Below are 24494 nucleotides of genomic sequence, written 5' to 3'. Positions count from 1 at the left end.
TTCGCGAACTCTCGCGAGGCACGAGCGGTCTGGTCATCTCGCAGAAATCGTCATGCGCCTTAGCAAGGGCCTCGTCGCGGCTTTCCTGCATCAAGCCGGCGCGGGCCTCTTCCATCATAGCCTTTCAGGCGGCCTAGGGAGAGTGGGGAGTATTGCGTTGTCTTCTTGCTGAAGAAGCCGACTCGCCTTTTCGGACAGCCGTTTGCGCCTCTGTTCGCGGAAAGCAGTCATGCCCCAGCGCGTGATGCCATAGAACAACAGGCCAAAGATCAACCCAAGCGGCACCGCGCCGATCAGCATCGGCTTGAGCACCGGTCCCCACAATTGCGAAAACGAAAGGGTATGCAACATCTCGCTCAGATGCGCAGGCGGGCCGTGACTTGGCACACGGTCGTGCAAAATGACCTTGCCGGTCTCCCAGGAGGCACCCCACAACAGGGGAAACGTCAACGGATTGCCGAACACAACTGCGCCAAGTGCGGCCGCCGCCAGGTTTCCTGCGATCAGCCAGCACAGGACGGCGGCAATGGCGAAATGGAAACCAACCGGGAAGAATGAGGCGAAGACCCCCGCTGCGACCCCAGCCGCCACGGCGTGTGGAGTGGCGTTCAGCCGCAGGATGCGCTTTGAAAAGTACTGGAGCGAGCGCGAGAAGGAACTGCGCGGCCACATATAGGTGCGTAAGCGCTCGAAGAAACCATCAGGGTTCCGGCGTCGAAAGAGCACTCTCGTTCCTAACTCCGCCAACGCTGCGGGACTTGTCCGTCGGAATGTAATCGCAGTAGGCAGAAAAAACGCGGGCTGTGTTGCTTTGTTCCGGTTTGTCAGGTTTAGAAATATTGGGAATAAGGGTGATTGCGTGTGAAATCGCTTGGGGTGAAATCGGACGCCCTGAAAGCTAGTTTGGCGTTGCTTGCGCTTGCGCTCGCCGGTTGCGCGGCGTTGGGAGGCAAACCCGCGCCGCTGGACACGTTCGATCTGTCCGCCCCCTCGATCGATGCGCATGGCCACAGCCGCCGCCAGATTCTGATCGCCCAGCCTTCCGCGCTCAAGGCGCTGGACAGCCAGAACATCGTCATCAAGCCGTCTGATCGCTCGATCCGGTATCTCAAGGGCGCGCAATGGGCCGACCGGCTGCCGCTGATCGTGCAGGCGCGACTGGCCGAGACTTTTCAGCGCTCCGGCAGCTTTGCCGGCGTCGGCAAGCCGGGCGAGGGGCTGGCGATCGATTATCAGGTGATCGTCGAGATCCGCTCCTTCGAAGTCCGCGTCAATGGCGGCGAGCATGCCGAGGTCAATTTGTCCGTACGCATTCTGAACGACCGCAACGGCGAGGTGCGCGCCTCGAAGAGTTTTACCGCTTCGGCCCCTGTCTCGGGCAGTGGCAATCCGGCCTATGTCAACGCGCTGGACAGCGCCTTCGGCGAGGCGGCGAAGGATATCGTGCGCTGGACGGACACGGTGATCTGATGCGGATAAGCCAACGGTTGCGGCTGCGTCCGAAGCAAATATGCGTCGTATGGGCGGATGGGCATCTGGATTGGTAATTGAGACTCGCCGGAGCGTCAGGTGCTGCGCCAAGGTGAGGATCCAATAATCCGAAGACGCCAGCGACTTTGAAAGCACAAAGCTGCTTGCCCTCCCCAAAGGCGACGTTGGCAGGAGGTGCAAGTCAAGTGCAGCGTGACCGCGCTGCCGCGGACGGCGTATCCTGCAGGGTTATCGCAGTCCTAGGAAGCCTAAGATAAAAAGGACAATTACGATCGCGCCAACAACCCAAATAATACGATTCATCATCTCTCCCTTTCTGCTCAGCGAGCCCGCCAAATGAGGACCGATGGCACGGCGGGCCAATGGATTCCTTTGCCCCGCTTCCTACGCCAAGAAGCGGCACCCGAAGAACTACCTCAACAGTCCAAAACCACTAATGTTCCAAAGCTCGTTCGCACTCCACACCATCCCAGTCAGAGAAGTCGTAAGCCCGGGATAACGCGGCGATCGATTTCGGATTTTCTTGCTGTGGCTACCAGAAGCGCGACACTCCATGCGTTCGACCAGTTAGGTTTAGGTTATCGTCCGCCTTGGCGGCACATTCCATCCTATCAAGGTACGAACCCACGTCTCATTCCTGGAACTTCGGTGGATTTTGACGCGTTACATCGTAGTGGAAATTATTCAGGACACCCTAGCAGCCTCCCATTCGGTCACCGCGCCATCTGCGCTAAGGCCGGTGCAATGTCGAAGATCAAACTCCGATTAATGGACGATGCGAACTGTTCGAAATGCCAGCAAAACCACCTAAGCACACAGAAGGCAAATCTCTTATTGACAGGGAGGCGGAACGCCACGCGGCAAATTCGTCCAAGGCTCGCTTAACGACTGCAGGTGAGGTCGGGCAAGAGCGAGGCAGGGAGGCTGAATGGCCATCCCAGATTCCTGCTCTAGGTTGGAAGGATATCGCTTGGCGCGTGTGGGAGGAATTCAACAAGGATCGCATGCTGCTCGTGGCCGCTGGTGCCACTTTCTACATGCTGCTTGCTCTGTTTCCCGCTTTAGCGGCCTTTATGTCTTTATACGGGTTTGTAGCCGATCCAGTAACCGTAGCCGATCACGTTTCCTATCTCGCCGGCTTGCTTCCTTCGACCGGACTCGATCTCATTCGTCAGCAACTGCAAGCGTTGGCACATCAGAACACCAGCGCTCTTGGCGTAGGGTTTTTCGTCGGCCTGTCTATTGCATTGTGGAGCGCCAACAGCGGTATCAAAGCGCTTTTCGACGCCATGAACATCGCCTACGCGGAGACTGAAAAACGCAGCTTTCTCAGACTAAACATCATGTCGATCGGCTTCACCATGGGTGCCTTAATGATCGGCATCGTTTTGCTCCTTGCCGTCGGGGTGGTTCCCGTCGTCTTGTCGTACCTGCATCTCGACAAATGGGCAGAAGTGCTCTTCGTTTTAGGGCGGTGGCCGATTCTCATGCTGGCCGTACTCACCGGGATATCGCTCATTTATCGGTTCGGCCCGAGCCGGGCGAAAGCCAAATGGCGCTGGCTGAGTTGGGGTGCCGTGATGGCAACGCTGGTCTGGTTGGTCGCGTCGTGGCTGTTCTCTTTCTATCTGCAGCATTTCGCCAATTACAACGTAACATACGGATCATTAGGCGCCGTGGTCGGCTTAATGATGTGGACCTGGATTTCGGTCGTCATTCTCATTGTCGGCGCCGCGATCAACGCTGAAATGGAACATCAGACATCGCGCGATTCAACCACTGGGCCGCCACTGCCGATGGGTCAGCGAGGGGCCGTGGTTGCCGATACTCTTGGCAAGGTTGCTGAGTAACCACCAAATCTGAATCGCCGCGCCCTGCGGGGGCGCTGGTCGGCATTCGTCTATACTGCTGATCTGATCGCTCAATTCTACTTCCTGCCGCTTGCCGTTCGCCTAGCCGCGGTCTGGCTTAGGTTATGGCGAGCTTGCTGACGGCGATCTTTTAGCCAAAACGACTTCTTTCTGCCACTAGCTCATAGTCATCATTTAGGATCGCTCGGCCATGCCGCGCAGCAATCGCATACGGCTCCGTTGGTTGGATAGTCCGTATGACAGTCATTTGTTTGATCTCCCTGACCGACGGCGATGTAATCAACGCGGCAGGGCGACGGTTCCGTACCCCGGACCGGCTGCGGGTGGATGGCGCCAAGCAGCCAACCGCATCCATGAGCGAGCTAACGTAAACGACAATTGTCGTTTACGAGCCCTGCGGCAAAGTCGACCGGAATACTGAGACGGTCGAGGAAAAAGCCGGCGCCGCCCGCTGAGGCTGCCAGAAAGGCGCCGGCTGAACCGGACGCCAGTCCCCTGCAGTGCGGGCATTTTCTCTCTTAGGAACCTTACGCAGCCGTTGGCCGTTGAGGGTTCACAATCAAGGAGTCTGAAGATGGCTGATGACCCAAATGACGCCACGACACCGAGGCTGACGCAGCGCGAAGCTCAGGAAGCCTTGGAGAAGCAGGTTGCTCAGTTGAAGCGCGAGATCAACAAGATCAATCGAACGCTTGCTGAGCGCGCAGCAGAGGTCGGCGAGGAAGCCACAGGATGGTATTATAGCGCTGCCGATCAGGCGGGCCGTACAGCTCAGGCGCTTCGGACCGGGGCGCAATCTGTTTCCGGAGCCGTCCAAGACAACCCGGGTACAGTGTCAACCGCCTTCATTCTCGGCGCTGCAATGGGTCTGCTGCTTGGTCTCACCCTCAACCCCAGTGGGTCTAGTGGCAATCGCTGGTTCTATAAGTAGCCCGCTACGCCGATGAAAGTCCCGACGATCGATCCCGCCGCCATAACAAGCAAGCAGAGTGCATCCCACTAAACACAAAAATCGTTGGTTGCTGGGCAGTGATTTGAACCTGCGGCGGCCAGGAGACGTCCATGCTGAGGGGCGGTTGCGGCTTCCGTCCGCAGTTTCGGTACGTCGAAAAACCGGCAGACGTGATTGGTAACACTCGATGCCCTACCTCAATTTGCGCATCGCAGTGCTTGGCCGCTTCGTCCTTGAATATGTGTGCCAAAAGTCTGTAGGTCTACGAAATTCGCCGTACTATTTGCTTCCGGTAGTTCGCAAAAAAGCACGGCAAAATGCTGTATAAGTCATTGAAAAGCATGGTGATCCCGACAGGAATCGAACCTGTGACCTACAGATTAGGAATCTGCCGCTCTATCCTACTGAGCTACGGGACCACGCGGCCCGACACATAGCCGCTTCGGATCGTTTCGCCAAGAGGCCGGCCGAACGCAATTCGACCGGCCCTTGGAGCTGATGGTCAGGCAGCGAGTGCGGTTTCCGCCAGCTTGACCCAATAGCTCATGCCGTGCGGGATGACCTCGTCGTTGAAGTCGTAGGCCGGATGGTGGAGGCCGGCGGTGTCGCCATTGCCGATGAAGATGAAGGCGCCGGGGCGGGCTTCGAGCATGTAGGAGAAGTCCTCGCCGCCCATCACCGGCTGGATGCCGCGGTGCACTTGGGCGTCGCCGGCGACACCTGCCGCGACGTCGCTGGCAAACACCGTCTCTTCCGCGTGGTTGAAGGTGACGGGGTAATTTGCCTGATAATCGACCTCGATCCTGGCGCCGAACGCGGTTGCCAGTCCTTCGCAGATGGTGCGGATGCGCTCTTCTGATTTCTTGGCGATTTCCTTGCGCAAGGTGCGCACGGTGCCGGCGATTTCGGCCGTCTCCGGGATGATGTTGTAGGCATCGCCGGCGTGGAACATGGTGACCGACACCACCACGGCCTCGACCGGGTCGGTGCTGCGCGAGGCGATCGTCTGCAAGGCGCCGACCAGCTGGCTGGTGATGACGATCGGGTCGATCGTGCCGTGCGGCATGGCCGCATGGCCGCCCTTGCCGCGCACGGTGATGGTGAATTCGGCCGTCGCCGCCATGATCGGACCTGGGCGAATGGCGAACTGCCCGACAGGCAGGCCCGGCATGTTGTGCATGCCGAACACCTTGGAGATGTCGAAGCGCTCCATCATGCCGTCCTTGACCATCTCGTTGCCGCCGCCGCCACCTTCCTCTGCCGGCTGGAAGATCACCGCCACCGAACCGGTGAAGTTGCGTGTCTCGGCGAGGTACTTGGCGGCGCCCAGAAGCATCGCCGTGTGGCCGTCATGGCCGCAGGCATGCATCTTGCCGGGAACGGTCGAGGCGTAGGGCTTGCCGCTGATTTCGTTGAGCGGCAGCGCGTCCATGTCGGCGCGCAGGCCGATGGTGGGGCCTTCGCCCTGGCGGCCGCGGATGATGCCGACGACGCCGGTCTTGCCGAGGCCGGTGACCACGTCGTCGCAACCGAAGGCTTTCAGCTTCTCGGTGACGAAGGCGGCGGTCTTGAAGACGTCGAAGTTCAGTTCTGGCGTCTGGTGCAGATGCTGGCGCCAGCCGGCAACCTCGTCCTGCATTTCGGCGGCACGGTTCAGGATTGGCATGATGGTTCCATCTCGCTGTTGGGACAGGCGGGTTTTCCCCGCTGCCTTCTAATTGTGATCGTCAGGCACTTTGCCATGTTGGCGTCACATAGGGTAAATAGCACCGCAACGATGCGGTCCGGGTTTTGAGGGTCGGACCCATTATGCTGGCGATCGCGTAACGAAATCTTACGGAGCCAGGGGTGACTACGGCAAGAGGCGATTTCGGATTTGATCATGCGGCACAGGCATTTCCTCAAACTATTCTCGGCTGGCGCAATCGTGCTGTCGGTTCTGGCCGGGCCGGCGCTGGCCAATCCGGTGGTTCTGTTCGACCTCAACAGCGGCAAGATCCTGCAGCATCAGGATGCGTTCAAGCGCTGGTATCCGGCGTCGTTGAGCAAGCTGATGACCGCCTATGTCACTTTCCGCGCGATTGCGGCCGGCGAAGTCCAGCTTGATTCGCCGATCAAGGTGACCAAGCATTCCGCCGCCGAACCGCCGAGCAAGATGGGCTTCAAGCCCGGCTCGGTGATGCGGCTCGACAACGCGCTGAAGATGATGCTGGTCAAGTCGGCCAACGACATCGCCATGGCCGTCGGCGAGAATGTCGGCGGCTCGCAGGTAGCCTTCGCCGAACGGATGAACGCCGAGGCGACCCGGCTCGGCATGAACGGCACGCATTTCGTCAATCCGAACGGGCTCTATTCGCCGGACCAGTACACGACGGCGCGCGACCTCGCCGTGCTGGTGATGGCGATCCGGCGCGAGTTTCCCCAATATGCGCCGTGGTTCTCGATCGAGGGTCTTGCCGTCGGCAAGAAAGCGATCCCGAACTACAATCTGCTGATCGGACGCTATCCCGGCGCCGACGGCATGAAGACGGGCTTCGTCTGCCCCTCCGGCTTCAACATGATCGGCTCGGCGACCCGCAATGGGCGCACGCTGGTCGCGGTCGTGCTTGGCGAGAAGTCGGCAGTCACCCGGGCCGAGACCGCGGCGAAACTGCTCGACCAGGGTTTTGACGCGCCGGCCGCCGGTTCGGCCACCATCGCCACGCTGGCGCCCTACGGCGACACCGTCTCGCCCAACGACATGCATGACGAGATCTGCAAGAAGAAGGCACCGGAGGAACAGTCCGAGGCACCGCCGGTCGCCGCCAAAGATGTGCCGAAATCACCCTATCAGGAAAAGCTCGACCATGTGCCGACGCTGGTTGCTGTCGGCCTTGGCGGCGCCAGCGGCCCGGCGCCGAAGGCGATGCTCGCCCAGGGCGGCCAGGAATATGCCGACGTGCCGATCCCGAGCTGGCGGCCCGACAGGCCGGCACCGACCGGCACGGAGCCGACGCTAGCGGGTTCGGCTGCCCAGGGCGACCAGCCGGTCAAGGTCGCGAATTAGAGCATGATCCCGAAAAATGGAATCCGGTTTTCGGATAAGGTCATGCTCAAACAAACGGCTAGAGCCTGATGAGCGGCTTTCCCATTCCAGTCTCGGTGCTGACCGGCTTCCTCGGCGCCGGCAAGACGACGTTGCTCAACCGGCTGTTGAAGGATCCGGCGCTGGCCGACACGGCGGTCATCATCAACGAGTTCGGCGAGGTGGCGATCGACCATCTGCTGGTCGAACAGGCCTCCGACGGCATCATCCAGCTTTCGGACGGCTGCCTGTGCTGCACGGTGCGCGGCGAACTGGTCGATACGCTGGCCGATTTGGTCGACCGGCTGCAGACCGGCCGCATCGCCCGGCTCGCCCGCGTCATCGTCGAAACCACCGGTCTTGCCGATCCGGCGCCGGTGCTGCAGTCGATCATGGCGCATCCAGCGCTGGTCCAGGCCTTCCGGCTCGACGGCGTGATCACGCTGGTCGATGCGGTCAACGGCGGCGCCACGCTCGATGCGCATGTCGAGGCGGTCAAGCAGGTAGCGGTTGCCGACCGCATCGTGCTCAGCAAAGCCGATCTGATCGCCGACCCGCATGAACTGGAAGCATTGCGGGCGCGCTTGCGGCAGATCAATCCGGGTGCCGAGCTGTTCGATGCCGGCGACACGAAGACAGGTGTGGCGGCGCTGTTTGACTGCGGCCTATACAACCCGGCGACCAAATCCGCCGACGTGCGGCGCTGGCTGGGTGAGGAGGCGGCGCATGATCATCATCATGACGACGGTCATGATCACGCGCACAGCCATGACCACGGCCATAGCCACGATCAGCGCGTGCGTTCCTATTCGCTGGTCCATGACGGTCCGGTGCCGTTTTCGGCGATCGAGATGTTCCTCGACCTGCTGCGTTCGACGCATGGCGAGCATCTGCTTCGCATGAAGGGCGTCATCGAACTCAGGGAAGACCCGTCGCGGCCATTGGTGATCCATGGCGTGCAGAAGATCCTGCATCCGCCGGTGCAACTGCCGTCCTGGCCGGACGGCCAGCGCGGCACGCGGCTGGTGCTGATCACGCTCGACATGCCCGAAGACTATATTCGCCGGCTGTTCGCCGCCTTCACCAACCGGCCGTCGATCGACACGCCCGACCGCGCGGCGCTTGAAAACAATCCGCTGGCGATTGCCGGGCGTTAAACTCTACGACCGTGGCTCGCCGCGCTCGACCAGAAACCGATGGCCACCGGACACCGATGCCGTTTCAATCAACTGATGGCCGGCATCAGAGCAAAAGGCGGGTATGTCGATGACGGCGAGCGGGTCGGTGGTTTCGAGCCAGAGCCGGCTGCCTGGCTGCATTCCGGCGAGGCGCTTTTTTGCCTTGAGCACAGGCAAGGGGCAGTTCAGCCCCTTGAGATCGTAGACGCTCGCACGTTTGGCCAAGGCGAAAAAACCTCAGCCGCCGAACATGCCGAGCAGCTTGTTCTTCAGCCTTGTCACCCGGCTCTCATCGGCGCTCGCTGCCTGCGTTTCGGCCTCAGGCGCGGCGTCGGTGGGGGCCGCGATGGTGGCGGTGGCGACAGGTGCCTCCTTGGCGGCCTTGGCCGCCAATTTTTCGGCTTTGGCCGCTTCCTTCTCGGCCAGGGCTTGTGCCTTGGCGGCTTCCTTGGCCTGCTTGGCAGCTTCTATGGCGGCAAGCCTCTGTTCCTCGGCCTTCTGCTTGGCGGCCTTTTCGGCGTCGAGTGCCGCCATCTTGCGGCCGGCAGGCGAATCGATGCGGCCCATGCGCGCCGTCTCGGTCAGCGAGCCATCGGAATTGAGCGACGGCGGGTCGATCGGCACGCGTTCGCCGCGCGCCCGGCGCTTGGACCAGTCGGAGACGATGCTGGCTTCCTTGACGCCGGCGATGGTCGGCTTCGGCGGCGGCACGCTGGCCTTGAGTGCGCCGTTGAACGCCGCGTCGTAGGTGCTCTGATAGGCGTTGTAGGCGCTCTTCAGCGAATCCGGCTGCGTGGTCGCCGGGCAGGCGCCGGTCGGGTTGAAGGTCTGGCCGTCGGCGGCAACCTGGTTGAAGACATAGCGCTTCTCGCAGACGTCGACCTTCGGCGGCACCTTGGTGACCTCGAAATTGTCGTAGCCGACCTTCAGCATCTTCCAGAATTCGTAATTCGGGTCGTTGCGATAGCGCGCCATGTTGGCGGCGGTCATGCGGAACGGAAACGCCTGTATCTGGAATTCTGTCTGGCCGCCCTGGAAGGCGTCACGGCCAAAGGCATAGATCTGTTCGATCTGCGCATCGGTCATCGAATAGCAGCCTGACGACGAACAGGCGCCATGCACCATCAGATTGGCGCCGGTGCGGCCATTGGCGCGGTCATAGGCGTTGGGAAAGCCGATGTTGAAGGACAGATGATAGTTCGAGCGCGGGTTCATCTGCGCCGGACGCACCGTATAAAAACCTTCCGGCGCCTGGCGGTCGCCTTCGGTGTATTTCGGCCCGAGCTTGCCCGACCATTTGCAGATGTCGTAGCTGGCGACCATGTCGTAGCGGCCGTTGGTCTTGGCCTTCCAGATTTCGAGCTTGCCCTCTTCCTTGAAGATGCGGGCCATCACCGACGAGGTGCGGATCATGCCCTTGGCCCTCATGTCGGCGAGGATCTTGTCAGGCAGCGGCTTGTTGGCCTCCGGGGCAAAATCCTTCATCGACGAATCGTTGCAGCCGGCAACGCCGAGGGCTGCGATCAGGATTCCGGTGCGGGCAAGCTTGGCGAACATGGCTGCGGATATCGTCTTTTTCTCTGGCGCCAAGGCGATACATGCCACGGCTACTGCACTGAACGTGGACGGACCCTAAGCCCGTTAACCCTAATAAATTCCTTACCGCAAGTGTCGACGCGTCCCCTCGGGCAGTCTCATTGAGCCGAAAGCAGCGGCATTTTTGTGGCAAAAATGCTCCGCGCCGCCACATTGTGGCGGGCAGGACCGGACAGCGGTTTAAAGACTACGACCCATTGCCAGGTATTTCTCGCGGCGCTGCTCGCGGAAGTCGGTGTTGGCGCCGGAGAATTCCTTCATCGTCCTGGCGATGAGATCGCCGGTCGCGGCGATCACCGTTTCCGGGCCGCGTTGGGCGCCGCCGAGCGGCTCGGGGATGATGGCGTCGATGATCTTCAGCTCCAGAAGATCCTGCGCGGTGATCTTCATGTTGGTGGCCGCGTCCTTCGAGCGCGTCGTGTCGCGCCACAGGATCGAGGCGGCGCCCTCCGGCGAGATCACCGAATAGATGGCGTGTTCGAGCATGTAGACCCGGTTGGCGGTGGCGATCGCAATGGCGCCGCCGGAGCCGCCTTCGCCGATGACCACCGAGATCGACGGCACTTTCAGGCCAAGGCAGGCCGAGGTCGAGCGGGCAATGGCTTCCGCCTGGCCGCGCTCCTCGGCACCGACGCCTGGATAGGCGCCAGCGGTGTCGACGAGCGTCAGCAACGGGATTTTGAAGCGGTCGGCGAGCTCCATCAGTCGCACCGCCTTGCGGTAGCCCTCCGGCCGCACCGAGCCGAAATTGTGCTTCAGGCGGCTCGTCGTGTCGGAACCCTTTTCCTGGCCGATGATCGCCACCGGCTCGCCGCGAAAACGGGCGAAACCGCCGACAATCGCCTGGTCCTCGCCGAAATTGCGGTCGCCGGCGAGCGGCGTGAAATCGCTGAACAGGCCCTTGATGTAGTCGATGCAATGCGGCCTGTCCGAATGGCGCGCCACCTGCACCTTCTGCCACGGCGTCAGCGCCTTGTAGATGTCGCGCAGCGCGTCGCGCACGCGCTTCTCGAGACGGCTGATCTCGTCGCCGACGTCGACCGCTTCGCCATTCTCGGCAAGCTTCTTCAACTCGAGGATCTTGAGTTCAAGGTCCTGCACCGGCTTTTCGAAATCGAGGTAATTGTACATGGGTGAGCGGACCGATACGTCGGAAGGCGATGGCTGACGGAACCCTTGAATCCATGGCTCCGGGCGGTGAAATGTCGTCCTCACATAGCGATATGAGGCCTAGTCGGCAAGCGGATGATGATCGTTGACCAGCCGCACCAGCCGCTCCTCCAGCACATGGGTGTAAATCTGTGTCGTCGATATGTCGGCATGGCCGAGCAGTTGCTGCACCGCCCTGAGATCGGCGCCGTTCTGCAAGAGATGGCTGGCGAAAGCGTGGCGCAGCACGTGCGGTGAGATCTTCGCCGAGGCGATGCCGGCCCTTGCCGCCAGCCCTTTGAGGTCGCGGGCAAAGACCTGGCGCGAGAGATAGCCGCTGTCGGACGCGGCCGGAAACAGAAACGGGCTGTCGGCGAAGCCCGGCACCCTGGCGCGGGCGGCAAGCCAGCTCCGCATCGCCGTGCGCGCCTTGACTGAGAGCGGCACCACGCGCTCCTTGTCGCCCTTGCCGCGCACCATGAAGAACCGGTCGTCGCGCTGCGCCACCGTCACCGGCAGGCCGACCAGTTCGGAAACGCGCAAGCCGGTGGCGTAAAGCACCTCGACCAGCGCGTGCAGGCGCAGTGAAGCCAGACTATCGCCGTCGCCAAGCGAGGCATTCGCCGCCTCAAGTGCTGCGCGGTCGATGAGCCGGCCGGTGTCGGCCTCGCTCATCGTCTTCGGCAGCGGCCGGCCCTTTTTCGGGCTGTCCAGCGTGCCGGTCGGGTCGTCTGCGCGCAGGCCTTCGGCGTAGAGGAATTTGAAGAACTGACGGATCGCCGACAGCTTGCGCGCCTGCGACGTCGGCGCAAAGCCACGCGCGGCGATGTCGTCGAGATAGGCGCGGATATCGGCGGCGCCGGCACCGGCGAGCCCTCCAGCGATCGCGCTTGACGCGTCTTCGAGGTCGCGGCGGTAGGAGGACAGCGTGTTTTCGGCGGCCCCGCGCTCGGCGCTCATCATTTCCAGGAAGGCTTCGATGCGGGCGGCGCTGTTCATTCGGGGGTTTCTTGGCAGGCTTTCCTGGCAGGACGTTTCCGGGCAGGGATCAGCTTTTCTTGAGTTAGCTTTTCTTGGGATTGAGCTTTTCGGGAGGAATGCGCACGTTCATTTCCGCTTTCTTCGGCTCGACGAACATCACCAGCGCGAACATCGTACCATAGGCAATGCCGGCCAGAATCGCGAGGATCACGACAAAGCGAAACAGTGTCGGCATCAATTTTCGCCCGTCTTCTTGTTCTGTGTTTCCAAACCCTGTGCCCTTATGGGACGCCAATCCGGCCAATTCAAGGAAGAAGCTCAGGCCTGTTAGCAACTTCTGATGCAGGTCCCGGCCAGCCCATATCAGGCTCTGGGTGCTCGCCACGCTTGACGCAAACCGGCTTTTCATGTCGATACGCCGGCAAAGAGGGCCCTCGAAACATCCGATGAACGCGCTGCCAGCAAATCCTCCAGGCGAGAACCATGCCGCGCTGCTTGGCCGGCTGGGCAGCAGTTCCATCGTCTTTGTCGGTTTGATGGGCGCCGGCAAGACGGCGATCGGCCGCAAGGTGGCGACGATGCTGGCGCTGCCCTTCATCGACAGCGACCAGGAGATCGAAAGCGTCTCGCGCATGACCGTTCCGGAGCTGTTCGAGCGCTATGGCGAGACCGAGTTCAGGGCTCTGGAGCAGCGTGTCATCCTGCGCGTGCTGGAAAACGGCCCGCAGGTGCTGTCGACCGGCGGCGGCGCCTTCATGAATGCGCAGACGCGCGAGGCCGTCGCTGCCCATGGCGTGTCGGTGTGGCTGAAGGCCGAACTCGACCTTTTGATGGAACGCGTCTCCAAGAAGCAGAACCGGCCGCTCCTGAAAAGCGCCGATCCGCGCGCCGTGCTGGAACGGCTGATGGACGAACGCTACCCGGTCTACGCAACATCCGATGTCACCGTGCCGACCCGCGACGATCGCAAGGAAGTCATCGCCGCCGAGGTGGTGGGGGCGCTGTGCCGGCATTTCGGCATTGATGAGATTGCCGCGACAGGCGAGGTGGGATCGTGAGTGCGGATCAACCAGTCACCGTCGAGGTCGGCCTTGGCGACCGGACCTACGACATTCTGATCGGCTCCGGGCTGCTGGCGCGCGCCGGGGCGGAGATTTCACACCGCCTGCCGGGCACACGCGCCGCTGTCATCACCGACGACAATGTCGCGGCGGCGCATCTCGATGCACTGAAGGCCGGCCTCGAAAAGAGCGGCATCCAGCCCGCAATCATCACGCTGCCGCCCGGCGAGAAGACCAAGAGCTTTGCCCATCTTGAAGAGGTGGTCGACGGCGTGCTGGCCGCCAGGCTGGAACGCGGCGACATCGTCATCGCCTTCGGCGGCGGCGTCATCGGCGACCTTGCCGGCTTTGCCGCCGGCATTGTGCGGCGCGGCATGAATTTCGTGCAGATCCCGACTTCGCTCCTTGCGCAGGTCGATTCCTCGGTCGGCGGCAAGACCGGCATCAACAGTGCGCGCGGCAAGAACCTTGTCGGCGTCTTCCATCAGCCGAAGCTGGTGCTGGCCGACACCGAAGTGCTCGACTCGCTGCCGATCCGCGAATTCCGCGCCGGCTATGCCGAGCTCGCCAAATACGGCCTCATCGACCGGCCGGAATTTTTCGCCTGGCTGGAAGAGAACTGGTCAAAGGTGTTCGCCGGCGGCCCGGAGAGGGCTGAAGCGATTGCCGAAGCCTGCCGTGCCAAGGCCGACGTTGTCGCCCGCGACGAATTCGAGACCGGCGACCGCGCGCTGCTTAATCTCGGCCACACATTCGGCCATGCGCTGGAAGCCGCCACAAGGTATGACGGAACCCGCCTCGTGCATGGCGAGGGCGTCGCCATCGGTATGGCGCTGGCGCACCGGTTCTCGTCGCGGCTCAATCTGGCCAGCCCCGACGACGCGGCGCGCGTCGAGGCGCATCTGCGCGCCGTCGGCCTGCCCTGGCGCATGGCCGATATTCCTGGCGAATTGCCGGATACCGAGGCGCTGCTTGCCTTCATCGCGCAGGACAAGAAAGTGTCGCGCGGCGCGTTGACCTTCATCCTGACGCGCGGCATCGGCCAGGCCTTCATCGCCAAGGATGTGCCGGCTTCGGAAGTGCTGTCCTTCCTGAAAGAGAACCATCCGGAACAACAGAAGAGCCGGCCGGGCCAACAGAAGAGCCGGCCGATATGACCAACGAGACCGGCTGGATCGTCGTCGCCGTCCTTGCCACCCTCGTCCTGCTGGCCGTTGCCTTGCGCACGCGCCTGCTTGCCGCGTTCGGCTATGAACTGTCTCGCATCGAGCCGCAGCGGTCGAGCGAGGCCGAATTGCGCGGCGCGGTCGACGATTTCCGCCGCGACGGCCAGGTGGTGCGCGAGGATCGCGACCGCGTCGGCGGCCTGTTCGACCTCGCCGAACTCGAAGTATCCGACATCATGGTCCACCGCACCAACATGCGCTCGGTCAATGCCGATAACGCGCCAGAGGCGGTGGTGCGCGAGATCCTGCAGAGCCCGCACACCCGCATGCCGCTGTGGAAGGGCTCGCTCGACAACATCGTCGGCGTGCTGCACGCCAAGGATCTGCTGCGGGCTTTGAACGATGTCGGCAACGATTTTTCCAAGATCGACGTGATGAAGATCGCCTCGAAACCCTGGTTCGTGCCCGACACCACGACCTTGCAGGAACAGCTCAACGCCTTCCTGCGCCGCAAGGCGCATTTTGCCGTCGTCGTCGACGAGTATGGCGAGGTCGAAGGGCTGGTGACGCTGGAGGACATCATCGAGGAGATCGTCGGCGAGATCGCCGACGAGCACGATGTCGACATCCAGGGTGTCAAGCAGGAGGCCGACGGCTCCGTCGTCGTCGACGGCACGGTGCCGATCCGCGACCTGAACCGGGCGCTCGACTGGAACCTGCCGGACGAGGAGGCGACCACTATTGCCGGCCTCGTCATCCACGAGACGCAGTCGATCCCCGAGGAGAAGCAAGCCTTCACGTTCCACGGCAAACGGTTCATCGTCATGAAGCGCGACAAGAACCGGATCGCCCGGCTCAGGATCAGGCCAGCCGGCGACGCTTAAAGCGCGTCGCGTTGAAGCGAATTCAGGCGGCGTGCTTCAAGCCCTGTCCTTTCAAGCTCCTGTCCCAATGCATGTCGCCCGAGACCGCTGCGCATTTTTGGACGCCATGAGAATCAGCGCAACTACGGAGCCTCATTCTGAGATCTGGCTCGTCGAGCGTTCGTGGATCGTCACGCCCGTCTCAGCGTCGACAGCTGCCAAGCTGACCTCGTAACCCCAAAGCCTGCGGATGTGACGAAGCGTGGCGTCGCGGCTGGCGTCATCGAGAAGGATGCCGTCATTGACCTTGTGCTGCAGTCGTAAATGCCGGTCGCCGAGCAGGTCGACATCCACCACCTGGATGTCCGGTTGGTTCGCGCCGACCTCGTAGCTGTGAGCGAGCGCGGCGCGTATCTTGTCATAGCCGCGTTCGTTGTGGATCGAGGCGACCTGACAATGCGGTTGGTCGGCAGCGTCGCTGAGCACAAAGAACCGCCATTTCCGGATCAAAGTCGGACTGAGGTACTGGCGGATAAAGGACTCGTCACGGTGGTCCGCCCACGCGTCGAGCAAGATCTCGCGCCAGTTGCCGTGGCCGGCGATGTCCGGAAACCAGTCCCGGTCCTCGGCCGTCGGCTCGGTCGAGATGCGCTGAATGTCCTGCATCATATCGAGGCCGAGAGCGTAGGGGTTGATGCCGGAAAAGCGTGGATCATCGAACGCCGGCTGGAAGATCACGTTGGAATGATTCCGCAGGATTTCGAGCATGGCACCTTCGCTGATCTGGCCGCGATCGAACAGCATGTTCATCAGAGTATAGTGGACGAAAGTGGCGCAGCCCTCGTTCATCACCTGTGTTTGCCGTTGCGGATAAAAATATTGTGCTATGACACGAACGATCCTGATGATCTCCCGCTGCCAGGGCTCTAGAACCAGGCTGTTCTTTTCCAGGAAATAAAGCAGGTTTTCCTCGGGAAGGTTGAGCGATTTCTTCCGCTCCGGGTCTTGTCTCTTGTCGTGGGACCTTTGCGGCGACGGCGGCAGCGTGCGCCACAAATCATTATAGGAGTGCTCTTCGTATTCGAGGCGCTCGCGAAGCCCTTCGCGCTGCCGCTCCGACGACAGCTTCGGCGGCCGGTGATAGCGGAACACGCCCTGCGCCATCAGCGCGTGGGCGGAATCGAGAACAGTTTCGACGGCGGCGAGGCCGTGCCGCTCCTCGCAACGGACGATGTAGCCTTTGGCGAAGTCCAGGTAACTGAGGATCGCCCCAGCGTCCGTCCATTGTTTGAACAACTGATTGTTCTTAAAGAAATGGTTGTGCCCGAGCGCAGCATGGGCTGTCACCAAGGCCTGCAGGGCCATGGTGTTTTCCTCCATCAGATAGACGATGCAGGGATTGGAATTGATGACCAGTTCATAGGCAAGCCCTCGCCCGCCTTTACGATAGAGCAGATCCTGGTGGAGGAAATGTTTGCCGAAAGACCAGTGATGGTACATGAGTGGCATGCCGACCGACGAATAGGCGTCGAGCATCTGTTGGGAGGAGATGATCTCCATTTGCACGGGGTAGGTATCGAGATGAAGCTCTTCGACCGCGATTGCCTCGATCGCGTCATAGGTCCGCGACAATGTCTTGAAATCCCAGTCTGACCCTGAAAAAAGAAGGCTGGATTTACTGGCTTGTCTGGCCATCGGACCCCCTCACGCTCTCTTAAGGGGAGCTGGCTGTCTGCCGAAGAGTTGGCGAAAGACCGGGTAGATATCGGCGGGCGTGGCGATGCGGCTCATCTGGAAGTTCGGCCATCTCAGGTCGATTTCGCTATAGGCACGCCATAGCGATGTCCCGTTTTCGGTCGTGCCGAAGATATGGGCTTCACGCTCGTCGATGATCTCGACATAGGCAAAATACTGGCACAGCCGCATGAGCTTGCCGTTGAGCAATGCCATGCATCGCTCGGAATCGCCGGCGAAATTGTCGCCGTCCGAGGCCTGGGCGGCGTAAATGTTCCATTCGTGGGAGGGGTAACGTTCGTCAATAATGCGGTGCATTTCCTCCAGCGCGGTGGAAACGACAGTGCCGCCGCTTTGCGTGTTGTAGAAAAATGTTTGCTCGTCGACCTCCTGGGCCAGGTGGGTGTGACGGATGAAGACGATCTCGATGCGGTCGTAGCGCCGTTTCAGGAACAGGTGCAGCAGCACGAAGAAGCGCTTGGCCAGATCCTTTTCACGCTCGCCCATCGAGCCGGACACATCCATCAGACAGAACATGACGGCATTGGCGTTCGGCACAGGTCGGGGATCGAAGCGGTTGAAGCGGATGTCGACAGGATCGACATAGGCAATTCGCCTGCGCCGCCGCTCCAGCCGGTCAAGCTCCTCGCGCAATGCCGCAACGCGCTGGCGCGCCGCTGCACTGGATGGCAACACCTCAAGCGTGGCGATTTCCTCGATGATGGCGTCCAATTCCTGCTGCTTAGGGCGCCTCAGCGCAATGCGCCGGCCGTGGCTGTTACGCATCGTGCGCCCAACATTGATATTGGTCGGTGAACCAGTGGCGGCGAAGCCAGCCCGGCGCGGCTTGAAGGCAAGGATCTCCTTTAGGTTGAGCTTGACCATATCTGGGAGTTCGAGATCCTCGAAAAAGAGATCGAGCACCTCTTCGCGTGACAGCACGAAACGAAAGGCATCTTCAGACACCGTGTTTCCTGGGGACGACGCGCCGGCGCGGTCGCCTTGGCCGGGCTTGGGGATCAGGTCCCCAGGGGAGAAATGCCTGTTGCCCGGCAGGATGTGCTGGCGCCTGCCGCTGTTCCTGGCGTTGTTGAAGCTCGGCTCGGCCGTTCCTGTTTCAGGCATGGGCACGGCGTGCTCGGCGTCCACGTCGGCGATCCTGCCGGTGCGGATCTGATCGCGTATGCTCCGCTTGAGTTCTTCCCGCGCGCGCCTGAGGAAGCGCTGGCGATTGCCCAAGCTTTTGTCCTTCGGATTCAGGCGGCGGTCGATAAAGATCGGCATGGAACCATTCGGGTTTTTCTCAACCCGCCCTGTTCACGCGCATGTACCAGTCGACAAGCCGGCGCACCTGCCGCTCGGTGTAGCCGCGTTCCACCATGCGCTGCACGAATTCATTGTGTCGCTTCTCCGTGACGCTGTCCTGCTTGGAGCCGAAACTGATCACCGGCAAGAGGTCTTCGACCTGGCCGAACATACGCTTCTCGATGACCTCGCGAAGTTTTTCATAACCTGTCCAGGACGGGTTGCGGCCGTGGTTCCGCGCCCGGGCGCGCAGCGTGAATTTGACCACTTCATTGCGGAAGTCCTTGGGATTGGCGATGCCGGCCGGTTTTTCGACCTGCGACAATTCCTTGTCCAGTACCTCGCGATTGAGAACCTGGCCGGTATCGGGATCCTTGTAATCCTGATCCTCAATCCAGGCATCGGCATAGGCGATGTAACGGTCGAAAAGGTTCTGGCCATACTCGCTGTATGATTCCAGATAGGCCTTCTGGATTTCGTGGCCGATGAACTCGGCATAGCGCGTTGCCAGTTCCGACTTGATGAACTCGAGATAGGCAGCTTCCGTCTCCTTTGGAAACTGCTCGCGCTTGATCGCCTCTTCCAGGATGTACATCAGATGCACGGGATCGGCAGCCACCTCCTTGGTGTCGTAGTTGAATGTCTGCGAGAGGATCTTGAAGGCGAAGCGGGTGCTTACGCCGGTCATGCCTTCGGCTACGCCGGCGGCGTCGCGATATTCCTGAACCGACTTCGCCTTGGGGTCGACTTCCTTGAGGTTTTCGCCGTCATAGGCGCGCATCTTGGTGTAGAGCGGCGAATTGTCGTGCTCGGCAAGGCGGGTCGAGACCGTGAATCGACTGAGAATGTCCAGCACTTCAGGTGCGCAGGGGCTACCCGCCAGTTCGCTCTCGCGTAACAGTTTCTCATAGATATGCCTTTCTTCGGTGGTCCGCAGGCAATACGGCACCTTGACTACGAGGATGCGGTCGAGAAAGGCCTCGTTGTTCTTGTTGTTCTTGAACTGCTGCCATTCCGATTCGTTGGAATGGGCCACGATGATGCCCTGATAGGGAAAGGCGCCGAAATTCTCGGTACCGTTGTAGCTGCCTTCCTGGGTCGCCGTCAGCAACGGATGCAGGACCTTGATAGGCGCCTTGAACATCTCGACGAATTCGAGCAGGCCTTGCGTGGTCCGGTTCAGTCCGCCGCTGTAGGAATAGGCGTCCGGATCGGACTGGCTGAAATTTTCCAGTTGTCTGATGTCGACCTTGCCAACCAGGGCCGAGACATCCTGATTGTTCTCGTCGCCAGGCTCTGTCTTGGCAATGCCGACCTGGCGCAGCCGCGAAGGCATCAACTTGACAACGCTGAATTTGGAAATGTCGCCGGACAGTTCGTCGAGGCGCTTGGCCGCCCATGGTGAGATGAGCCCGTTCAGACGGCGTCGGGCTATGCCGTATTTGTCCTCCAGCAGGTCGCCCATGCGATCGGGATGGAAAAGGCCAAGTGGCGATTCGAAAACCGGACTGATCTGGTTGCCGATCTTCAGCGTGTAGATCGGGCGCTGCTCCATCAATTTCTTCAGCCGTTCGGCCAGAGAGGATTTGCCGCCGCCGACAGGGCCGAGGAGGTAGAGGATCTGTTTGCGCTCCTCGAGTCCCTGGGAGGCATAGCGGAAATATCCGGCGATGCGCTCGATCGTTTCCTCCATTCCGTAGAAATCGAAGAAGGAGGGATAGACCTTAACGGTGCGGTTCGAGAAAATACGGCCGAGCCGCTCGTCCTTGCTGGTGTCGACCAGGTTCGGCTCACCGATTGCCTCGACCATCCGTTCAGGCGCCGAGGCATACATTGATTTGTCCTCTCGGCAAGCAAGGAGATATTGCTGGAGGCTGATTTCCTCTTGGGCCGCGTTCGCATAGATCTCCGAAAACAGATCGAAGACGTCGGACTGATTCTCGCGCATGATACTTTGCCCTCAGAGCCGTTCTGGCTGTCAGCTGGCTCATCATATATTCAACTGCCGGAACGCATTGTGGTTCCCTTCACATGAAGGAGAGCGCGTGCATCTGGCATCGAAGCCCGGGACGCCACCCATGTGACTGGAATGCTTGCCTGAATACTTAGGTGGTGATGACCAGATGAGACCGTCAAGGGGCAGATATTGATTTCGTGAACTGAACTGCAAAGGCCGTGCATCTGATGCGGCCTGATGCTGCGAGAGTTGCGACCCGGTGCGAGTTCGACGAGGCCCGGTTGATCCGGCCTCCTCTGCGGACCTCCGGGTATTACCAATCCTTAACTGGACGCTCGTGGCGCCTGCGGGCACTGTTGGCCTACACGGTCGGGAGACCATGATGATCGATCGACGAAGCCTCATTCTGGCCTCCGTGGCGGCGATGCTGCCATTGGGAGCATCGGCCGCGCGGCGCCCGCGCCAACCCGCGCCAAAAACATTCGATTACGGACCGGCCAGGCTCGACATCTATGCGCCCGACGGCGCAACCGGCTTGCCGGTGGTCTTTTTCGTCCATGGCGGCACCTGGCAGTTCGGCAAGCGCAGCCAGGTGGACGCCAAGCCGGCCTTCCTGCTCGCCAACGGCTTTTGCTTCGTCTCCATCGACTATCGCATGTTGCCCGAGGCCGATGTCGCCACGCAGGCCGGCGACGTCGAAAAGGCCTATGCCTATGTGCGCGCCAACATCGCCCAGCATGGCGGTGATCCGAACCGCATTGTCGGCATGGGCCATTCGGCGGGCTGCCATCTGATTGCCTTGACCGGCATGCGCGGCGGGCTGCCTGGCGTCGCTGCCCTGCTTCTTGATGATACAAGGGCCTATGATCTTGCAGCGCTTGCCAAGGATGGCGGCATGGTCCGGGCCTATGCGCGTGTCTTTTCCGATCCTTCGCAATGGGCAACACTTTCGCCGGCCAGCTATGTCGATGGCCGCAAGCATCCGCCGACCTTCATCGCCTATTCGGGCGCTTCGGGCCGCGGCGAGGAGTCGAAGGCCTTTGCCGAGCGCCTGCGCGCCGCCGGCACACAGGTTACGCTGTTCGACGGCAGCGCCTATACGCACATGTCGATCAATCGCGATTTCGGCGAGGATGGCGACGCGCTGACGGCGGCGGCGCTGGCGTTCCTGAAATCGACGGTCGGCTGATCCCCGACCCCGACGAAGCACAGGCGTCAGAGGACTTGGATCAGACCAAAAGCGCTGGCGGGATATTGCCGGGCGGGCGCCTGCCAGTGCAATTGCACTCTTCGATCGTCAAGCGGGAGAGAATTTCATGAACGGCGCCGATGTCCTGTGTGACGTGCTGCTGGCCAATAATGTGACGGTCTGTTTCGCCAACCCCGGCACATCCGAAATGCACTTCGTTGCCGCACTTGACCGCAAACCCGAGATGCGTTGCGTGCTCGGCCTGTTCGAGGGCGTGGTGACGGGTGCCGCCGACGGCTATGCGCGGATGACCGATCGGCCGGCCGTGACGCTGCTGCACACCGGTCCGGGCTTGGCCAACGGCCTGGCCAATATGCACAATGCCCGGCGCGCACTGAGCCCGATGATCAACATTGTCGGCGACCACGCCTCCTACCATCTGGCGCTCGACGCCCCGCTCACCAGCGATATCGAGAGCCTTGCGAAGCCGATGTCGAACTGGGTGCGCCGTGTCGATGGTCCGAGCGATGTCGGCCCCGCTGCGGAGGCCGCCTTTCGTGCCTCTCTGACGCCGCCGGGCATCGCGACCCTGATCCTGCCGGCGGATGCCGCCTGGGGCGAGGTCGGCGCGGTCTCGTCCGGCAAGGTGAAGCTTGCGCGGCCGCCCGCCGTCGACATGGACGCGGTGCGCGAGATCGCCGCAGCGATCCGTGCCGCGCCGGGTCGTGCCGGCATCATCGTTCGCGGACAGGCCGCACGAGCCGATGCGCTTGCCGTCGCCGGCCAGATATCGACGGGCAGGGATGTCCGTTTGTTCAGCGAGGTCCTGATCGCCCGGATGCAACGCGGGCGCGGACGTGTCGCGCCGACCCGCATCCCCTATCCCGTCGATGCGGCGACGGCGCTGCTTGGCGATATCGACGTCCTGGTGCTGGTCGGCGCGAAGGAGCCGGTTGCCTTCTTCGCCTATCCGGGAAAGCCGGGGCGGCTTGTTCGCGAGGGCTGCCAGGTGCTGATGCTGGCAGCGCATGGCGACGACCTGCACGCGGCGCTGGAAGCGCTTCGCGACGAACTCGGCGTCAAGCCGTCGCAGCAAACGGTGTTCGCGACCGCCTTCCCCGACGAGGCAACGCCGAGCGGCAAGCTAACGGAAGATGCCATCGCGCTGTCAGTGGCGCGAAAGCTGCCCGCCGATGCGATCGTCTGCGACGAAGCGGTGACTTCGGCGCGGCGTTTCTTCGCGCTGTCGGCCTTTGCCGCGCCTCACGACTACATGATGGGCACGGGCGGATCGATCGGTGGAGGCATTCCGCTGGCGACCGGGGCGGCGATCGCCTGTCCCGGCCGCAAAGTGATCAATCTCGAGGCCGATGGCAGCGGCATGTACACGGTGCAGGGACTGTGGACCCAGGCCAGGGAAAAGCTCGACGTGGTGACGATCGTCTTTTCGAACCGGACCTACGCGATCCTGCATGGCGAAATGCGCAATGTCGGCGTCGGGGCGATCGGCCAGAACGCCAGGCGCATGCTCGACCTCGACCGTCCGTCGCTGGACTGGGTCTCGCTGGCCAAAGGCATGGGCGTGGAGGCGGCTCGTGCCGATACCTGCGAGCGCTTCGACACGCTGCTGGACAGTGCCTTGTCGCGCCCGGGACCGTTTCTCATCGAAGCGGTGCTCTGAGCACAGCGAAGCGGAACTGACCTACCAGCGTGTCTTTTCACCGGGAGCCGCCGGTTCGATCGCCAGCGCGTGCACGCCGGCCTTCAGTTCGTCGGCAAGCAGTTCGTTAACGGCGCGGTGGCGGTCTATGCGGCTCATGCCGGCAAAGGCGGAAGCGACGACGCGGACGCGAAAATGCGTCTCGCCGGTGCCGTCATAGGTGCCGTGATGGTCGGAGTCCTGATGGTGATGGCCGGCATGGAGATGGCTTTCGTTGATGATGACCAGCCGGTCCGGCGAAAATGCCCTGTTGAGCTTGTCTTCCATGGTCGCCTGTATGGACATCGCCGTCTCCCTTCACCACATGTGGCTGGCGCATCAGCCGACAAGCCGGTTTCAGCTCCCGCAAAAGCTGCTGCCGCGCAACAAAATCCGCCATTCGCCTGCTTTATGCCGCGATTCAGCGGTTAGGGCGATCATCGCGAAAATGTCAATTCTTGTTTCGCATCTGCGAACGCCCCATAAATGGGTAAGATGAAGCCGTACCCCAAATATTTCGAGAAGATTCGCGTCCGCCCCGACAAGGACGCGGAGCTGAAGTCGCACTCGCCGATCTGTCAGTGGGATGGCTGCAAGGAGGCGGGCACCCATCGCGCGCCGGTCGGGCGCATGAAGGAGGGCGAGTATTTCCGCTTCTGCTTCGACCATGTGCGCGAGTACAACAAGGGCTTCAATTATTTTTCCGGCGTGCCGGACACCGAGGTTGCGCGCTTCCAGAAGGAAGCGATGACCGGCCACCGGCCGACCTGGAAGATGGGCGTCAATGGCGCTTCGACGCGATCGTCGCCCGATATGGCTCAGATGCGTTCCGGCCGTGCCGGCTACTACAACCGCATGCGCGACCCGTTCGACCTGTTCAAGGGGCCGAAGGATCCGCGCGAGGCGCGCGAGCGCAAGGCCAAGCCGCTTGAGGCCAAGGCGCTGGAAACGCTTGGCCTTGATACAAAGGCGACTGGCAAGGAGATCAAGGCGCGCTATAAGGAACTGGTAAAGCGTCACCATCCGGATGCGAATGGCGGCGACAGAGGTTCGGAAGACCGGTTCCGCGATGTGCTGCAGGCCTATCGCGTGCTCAAACAGGCGGGCCTGTGCTGAGCGACCATACGGTTCGTGTCGTTTTCCAACTTTCATAAGGTTGGAAAAGGCTCTAAGACCGCCCCCGGACAAAATCGATTGCCGGCGAAATCAGGCTTTCGCCCGTGGAGACGTTGAGAGAT

General features: G+C 61.5%; 22 protein-coding genes and 1 tRNA gene. 11 read left to right on the top strand and 12 right to left on the bottom strand.

Going from position 1 to position 24494, the window contains the following annotated elements; genetic code table 11:
* Positions 1-114: 114 nt before the first annotated feature.
* Positions 115-726, bottom strand: coding sequence for a DUF2062 domain-containing protein (locus tag BPNPMPFG_RS18130; protein ID WP_258596805.1), 612 nt, complete (start codon positions 724-726; stop codon positions 115-117).
* 177 nt (positions 727-903) lie between these two features.
* On the opposite strand from BPNPMPFG_RS18130, the gene BPNPMPFG_RS18125 reads away from it, so the two are divergent.
* From BPNPMPFG_RS18125 to BPNPMPFG_RS18115, 3 genes are all read left to right on the top strand, one after another.
* Entirely contained in the window at positions 904-1470 is a 567-nt protein-coding gene (locus tag BPNPMPFG_RS18125; protein WP_258590099.1) for an ABC-type transport auxiliary lipoprotein family protein, read from the top strand.
* Between the two features lie 812 nt (positions 1471-2282).
* On the top strand, positions 2283-3341 hold the full coding sequence (locus BPNPMPFG_RS18120) for a YihY/virulence factor BrkB family protein (protein ID WP_258590098.1): 1059 nt from the start codon (positions 2283-2285) through the stop codon (positions 3339-3341).
* Positions 3342-3936: 595 nt separating this feature from the next.
* Positions 3937-4293 (top strand): hypothetical protein, encoded by a 357-nt coding sequence (locus tag BPNPMPFG_RS18115; RefSeq protein WP_258590097.1) that lies wholly within the window; start codon positions 3937-3939, stop codon positions 4291-4293.
* A gap of 363 nt (positions 4294-4656) precedes the next feature.
* Here the strand turns inward: BPNPMPFG_RS18115 and BPNPMPFG_RS18110 are convergent.
* Together BPNPMPFG_RS18110 and BPNPMPFG_RS18105 are read right to left on the bottom strand one after the other, a co-directional pair.
* Positions 4657-4733, bottom strand: a tRNA-Arg gene (locus BPNPMPFG_RS18110).
* An 83-nt stretch (positions 4734-4816) separates the two neighbouring features.
* Complete coding sequence (locus BPNPMPFG_RS18105) at positions 4817-5980, bottom strand: M20 aminoacylase family protein (protein ID WP_258590096.1); 1164 nt, start codon at positions 5978-5980, stop codon at positions 4817-4819.
* A 216-nt stretch (positions 5981-6196) separates the two neighbouring features.
* On the opposite strand from BPNPMPFG_RS18105, the gene BPNPMPFG_RS18100 reads away from it, so the two are divergent.
* Entirely contained in the window at positions 6197-7360 is a 1164-nt protein-coding gene (locus BPNPMPFG_RS18100) for a D-alanyl-D-alanine carboxypeptidase family protein (protein WP_258590095.1), read from the top strand.
* Positions 7361-7428: 68 nt separating this feature from the next.
* Positions 7429-8535 (top strand): CobW family GTP-binding protein, encoded by a 1107-nt coding sequence (locus tag BPNPMPFG_RS18095; RefSeq protein ID WP_258590094.1) that lies wholly within the window; start codon positions 7429-7431, stop codon positions 8533-8535.
* Positions 8536-8538: 3 nt separating this feature from the next.
* Here BPNPMPFG_RS18095 and BPNPMPFG_RS18090 read toward each other — a convergent pair whose 3' ends face one another.
* The 5 genes from BPNPMPFG_RS18090 to BPNPMPFG_RS18070 form a co-directional block, all read right to left on the bottom strand.
* Positions 8539-8781, bottom strand: a complete 243-nt coding sequence (locus BPNPMPFG_RS18090) for a sulfurtransferase TusA family protein (protein ID WP_258590093.1) — start codon at positions 8779-8781, stop codon at positions 8539-8541.
* Positions 8782-8793: 12 nt separating this feature from the next.
* Positions 8794-10113 (bottom strand): L,D-transpeptidase family protein, encoded by a 1320-nt coding sequence (locus BPNPMPFG_RS18085; protein ID WP_258590092.1) that lies wholly within the window; start codon positions 10111-10113, stop codon positions 8794-8796.
* A gap of 219 nt (positions 10114-10332) precedes the next feature.
* Positions 10333-11283 carry an acetyl-CoA carboxylase carboxyltransferase subunit alpha gene (locus BPNPMPFG_RS18080; RefSeq protein ID WP_258590091.1) on the bottom strand — a complete coding sequence of 317 codons (951 nt, stop codon included), beginning with the start codon at positions 11281-11283 and terminating at the stop codon, positions 10333-10335.
* A gap of 99 nt (positions 11284-11382) precedes the next feature.
* Positions 11383-12300, bottom strand: a complete 918-nt coding sequence (locus BPNPMPFG_RS18075) for a site-specific tyrosine recombinase XerD (protein WP_258590090.1) — start codon at positions 12298-12300, stop codon at positions 11383-11385.
* Positions 12301-12364: 64 nt separating this feature from the next.
* The gene (locus BPNPMPFG_RS18070; protein WP_258596803.1) at positions 12365-12517 is read right to left on the bottom strand and encodes a histidine kinase; all 153 of its coding nucleotides are present in this window, start codon (positions 12515-12517) and stop codon (positions 12365-12367) included.
* Positions 12518-12728: 211 nt separating this feature from the next.
* Here BPNPMPFG_RS18070 and BPNPMPFG_RS18065 point away from each other — a divergent pair, with 211 nt between their 5' ends.
* The 3 genes from BPNPMPFG_RS18065 to BPNPMPFG_RS18055 are packed head-to-tail and all read left to right on the top strand — an operon-like array spanning position 12729 to position 15393.
* A complete protein-coding gene (locus BPNPMPFG_RS18065; RefSeq protein WP_258590089.1) occupies positions 12729-13340 on the top strand; it encodes a shikimate kinase in 612 nt (203 codons plus the stop codon).
* Positions 13337-14500 carry a 3-dehydroquinate synthase gene (aroB, locus tag BPNPMPFG_RS18060; RefSeq protein WP_258590088.1) on the top strand — a complete coding sequence of 388 codons (1164 nt, stop codon included), beginning with the start codon at positions 13337-13339 and terminating at the stop codon, positions 14498-14500. The genes BPNPMPFG_RS18065 and aroB overlap by 4 nt, the downstream gene beginning before the upstream one ends.
* Complete coding sequence (locus BPNPMPFG_RS18055) at positions 14497-15393, top strand: HlyC/CorC family transporter (protein ID WP_258590087.1); 897 nt, start codon at positions 14497-14499, stop codon at positions 15391-15393. The genes aroB and BPNPMPFG_RS18055 overlap by 4 nt, the downstream gene beginning before the upstream one ends.
* 132 nt (positions 15394-15525) lie before the next feature.
* Here the strand turns inward: BPNPMPFG_RS18055 and BPNPMPFG_RS18050 are convergent, their stop codons facing one another.
* Genes BPNPMPFG_RS18050 through BPNPMPFG_RS18040 form a run of 3 tightly spaced genes read right to left on the bottom strand, consistent with a single transcriptional unit; the run spans position 15526 to position 20359 of the window.
* On the bottom strand, positions 15526-17067 hold the full coding sequence (locus BPNPMPFG_RS18050) for a SpoVR family protein (RefSeq protein WP_258590086.1): 1542 nt from the start codon (positions 17065-17067) through the stop codon (positions 15526-15528).
* A 9-nt stretch (positions 17068-17076) separates the two neighbouring features.
* Positions 17077-18390, bottom strand: coding sequence for a YeaH/YhbH family protein (locus tag BPNPMPFG_RS18045; RefSeq protein WP_258590085.1), 1314 nt, complete (start codon positions 18388-18390; stop codon positions 17077-17079).
* 19 nt (positions 18391-18409) lie between these two features.
* A complete protein-coding gene (locus BPNPMPFG_RS18040; RefSeq protein ID WP_258590084.1) occupies positions 18410-20359 on the bottom strand; it encodes a PrkA family serine protein kinase in 1950 nt (649 codons plus the stop codon).
* 391 nt (positions 20360-20750) lie between these two features.
* On the opposite strand from BPNPMPFG_RS18040, the gene BPNPMPFG_RS18035 reads away from it, so the two are divergent.
* Positions 20751-21557, top strand: a complete 807-nt coding sequence (locus BPNPMPFG_RS18035; RefSeq protein ID WP_258590083.1) for an alpha/beta hydrolase — start codon at positions 20751-20753, stop codon at positions 21555-21557.
* Positions 21558-21684: 127 nt separating this feature from the next.
* Positions 21685-23238 carry an acetolactate synthase large subunit gene (locus BPNPMPFG_RS18030; RefSeq protein WP_258590082.1) on the top strand — a complete coding sequence of 518 codons (1554 nt, stop codon included), beginning with the start codon at positions 21685-21687 and terminating at the stop codon, positions 23236-23238.
* Between the two features lie 21 nt (positions 23239-23259).
* Here the strand turns inward: BPNPMPFG_RS18030 and BPNPMPFG_RS18025 are convergent, their stop codons facing one another.
* Positions 23260-23562, bottom strand: a complete 303-nt coding sequence (locus BPNPMPFG_RS18025) for a BolA family protein (RefSeq protein WP_258590081.1) — start codon at positions 23560-23562, stop codon at positions 23260-23262.
* Between the two features lie 180 nt (positions 23563-23742).
* Between BPNPMPFG_RS18025 and BPNPMPFG_RS18020 the strand changes: the two genes are divergently transcribed.
* Positions 23743-24372: a J domain-containing protein gene (locus BPNPMPFG_RS18020; RefSeq protein ID WP_258590080.1), complete on the top strand. Its 630-nt coding sequence runs from the start codon at positions 23743-23745 to the stop codon at positions 24370-24372.
* The last annotated feature ends 122 nt before the right edge of the window (positions 24373-24494 follow it).

Origin of the sequence: Mesorhizobium sp. AR07 (assembly GCF_024746815.1) — a bacterium.
Taxonomy (GTDB): domain Bacteria; phylum Pseudomonadota; class Alphaproteobacteria; order Rhizobiales; family Rhizobiaceae; genus Mesorhizobium.
Note: the sequence above shows the minus strand (reverse complement) of the source record. Positions and strands in the feature narration are given on the sequence as shown.

What these genes read in the sequence shown, in the direction of transcription:
- BPNPMPFG_RS18065 (WP_258590089.1), top strand. Translation starts at nt 12,729, where the DNA reads ATGAACGCGCTGCCAGCAAATCCTCCAGGCGAGAACCATGCCGCGCTG.
- BPNPMPFG_RS18100 (WP_258590095.1), top strand. Translation starts at nt 6,197, where the DNA reads ATGCGGCACAGGCATTTCCTCAAACTATTCTCGGCTGGCGCAATCGTG.
- BPNPMPFG_RS18105 (WP_258590096.1), bottom strand. Translation starts at nt 5,980, where the DNA reads ATGCCAATCCTGAACCGTGCCGCCGAAATGCAGGACGAGGTTGCCGGC.
- BPNPMPFG_RS18050 (WP_258590086.1), bottom strand. Translation starts at nt 17,067, where the DNA reads ATGGCCAGACAAGCCAGTAAATCCAGCCTTCTTTTTTCAGGGTCAGAC.
- BPNPMPFG_RS18025 (WP_258590081.1), bottom strand. Translation starts at nt 23,562, where the DNA reads ATGTCCATACAGGCGACCATGGAAGACAAGCTCAACAGGGCATTTTCG.
- BPNPMPFG_RS18035 (WP_258590083.1), top strand. Translation starts at nt 20,751, where the DNA reads ATGATCGATCGACGAAGCCTCATTCTGGCCTCCGTGGCGGCGATGCTG.
- BPNPMPFG_RS18045 (WP_258590085.1), bottom strand. Translation starts at nt 18,390, where the DNA reads ATGCCGATCTTTATCGACCGCCGCCTGAATCCGAAGGACAAAAGCTTG.
- BPNPMPFG_RS18020 (WP_258590080.1), top strand. Translation starts at nt 23,743, where the DNA reads ATGGGTAAGATGAAGCCGTACCCCAAATATTTCGAGAAGATTCGCGTC.
- BPNPMPFG_RS18115 (WP_258590097.1), top strand. Translation starts at nt 3,937, where the DNA reads ATGGCTGATGACCCAAATGACGCCACGACACCGAGGCTGACGCAGCGC.
- BPNPMPFG_RS18075 (WP_258590090.1), bottom strand. Translation starts at nt 12,300, where the DNA reads ATGAACAGCGCCGCCCGCATCGAAGCCTTCCTGGAAATGATGAGCGCC.
- BPNPMPFG_RS18080 (WP_258590091.1), bottom strand. Translation starts at nt 11,283, where the DNA reads ATGTACAATTACCTCGATTTCGAAAAGCCGGTGCAGGACCTTGAACTC.
- BPNPMPFG_RS18095 (WP_258590094.1), top strand. Translation starts at nt 7,429, where the DNA reads ATGAGCGGCTTTCCCATTCCAGTCTCGGTGCTGACCGGCTTCCTCGGC.
- BPNPMPFG_RS18085 (WP_258590092.1), bottom strand. Translation starts at nt 10,113, where the DNA reads ATGTTCGCCAAGCTTGCCCGCACCGGAATCCTGATCGCAGCCCTCGGC.
- BPNPMPFG_RS18030 (WP_258590082.1), top strand. Translation starts at nt 21,685, where the DNA reads ATGAACGGCGCCGATGTCCTGTGTGACGTGCTGCTGGCCAATAATGTG.
- BPNPMPFG_RS18070 (WP_258596803.1), bottom strand. Translation starts at nt 12,517, where the DNA reads ATGCCGACACTGTTTCGCTTTGTCGTGATCCTCGCGATTCTGGCCGGC.
- BPNPMPFG_RS18055 (WP_258590087.1), top strand. Translation starts at nt 14,497, where the DNA reads ATGACCAACGAGACCGGCTGGATCGTCGTCGCCGTCCTTGCCACCCTC.
- BPNPMPFG_RS18120 (WP_258590098.1), top strand. Translation starts at nt 2,283, where the DNA reads ATGCCAGCAAAACCACCTAAGCACACAGAAGGCAAATCTCTTATTGAC.
- BPNPMPFG_RS18040 (WP_258590084.1), bottom strand. Translation starts at nt 20,359, where the DNA reads ATGCGCGAGAATCAGTCCGACGTCTTCGATCTGTTTTCGGAGATCTAT.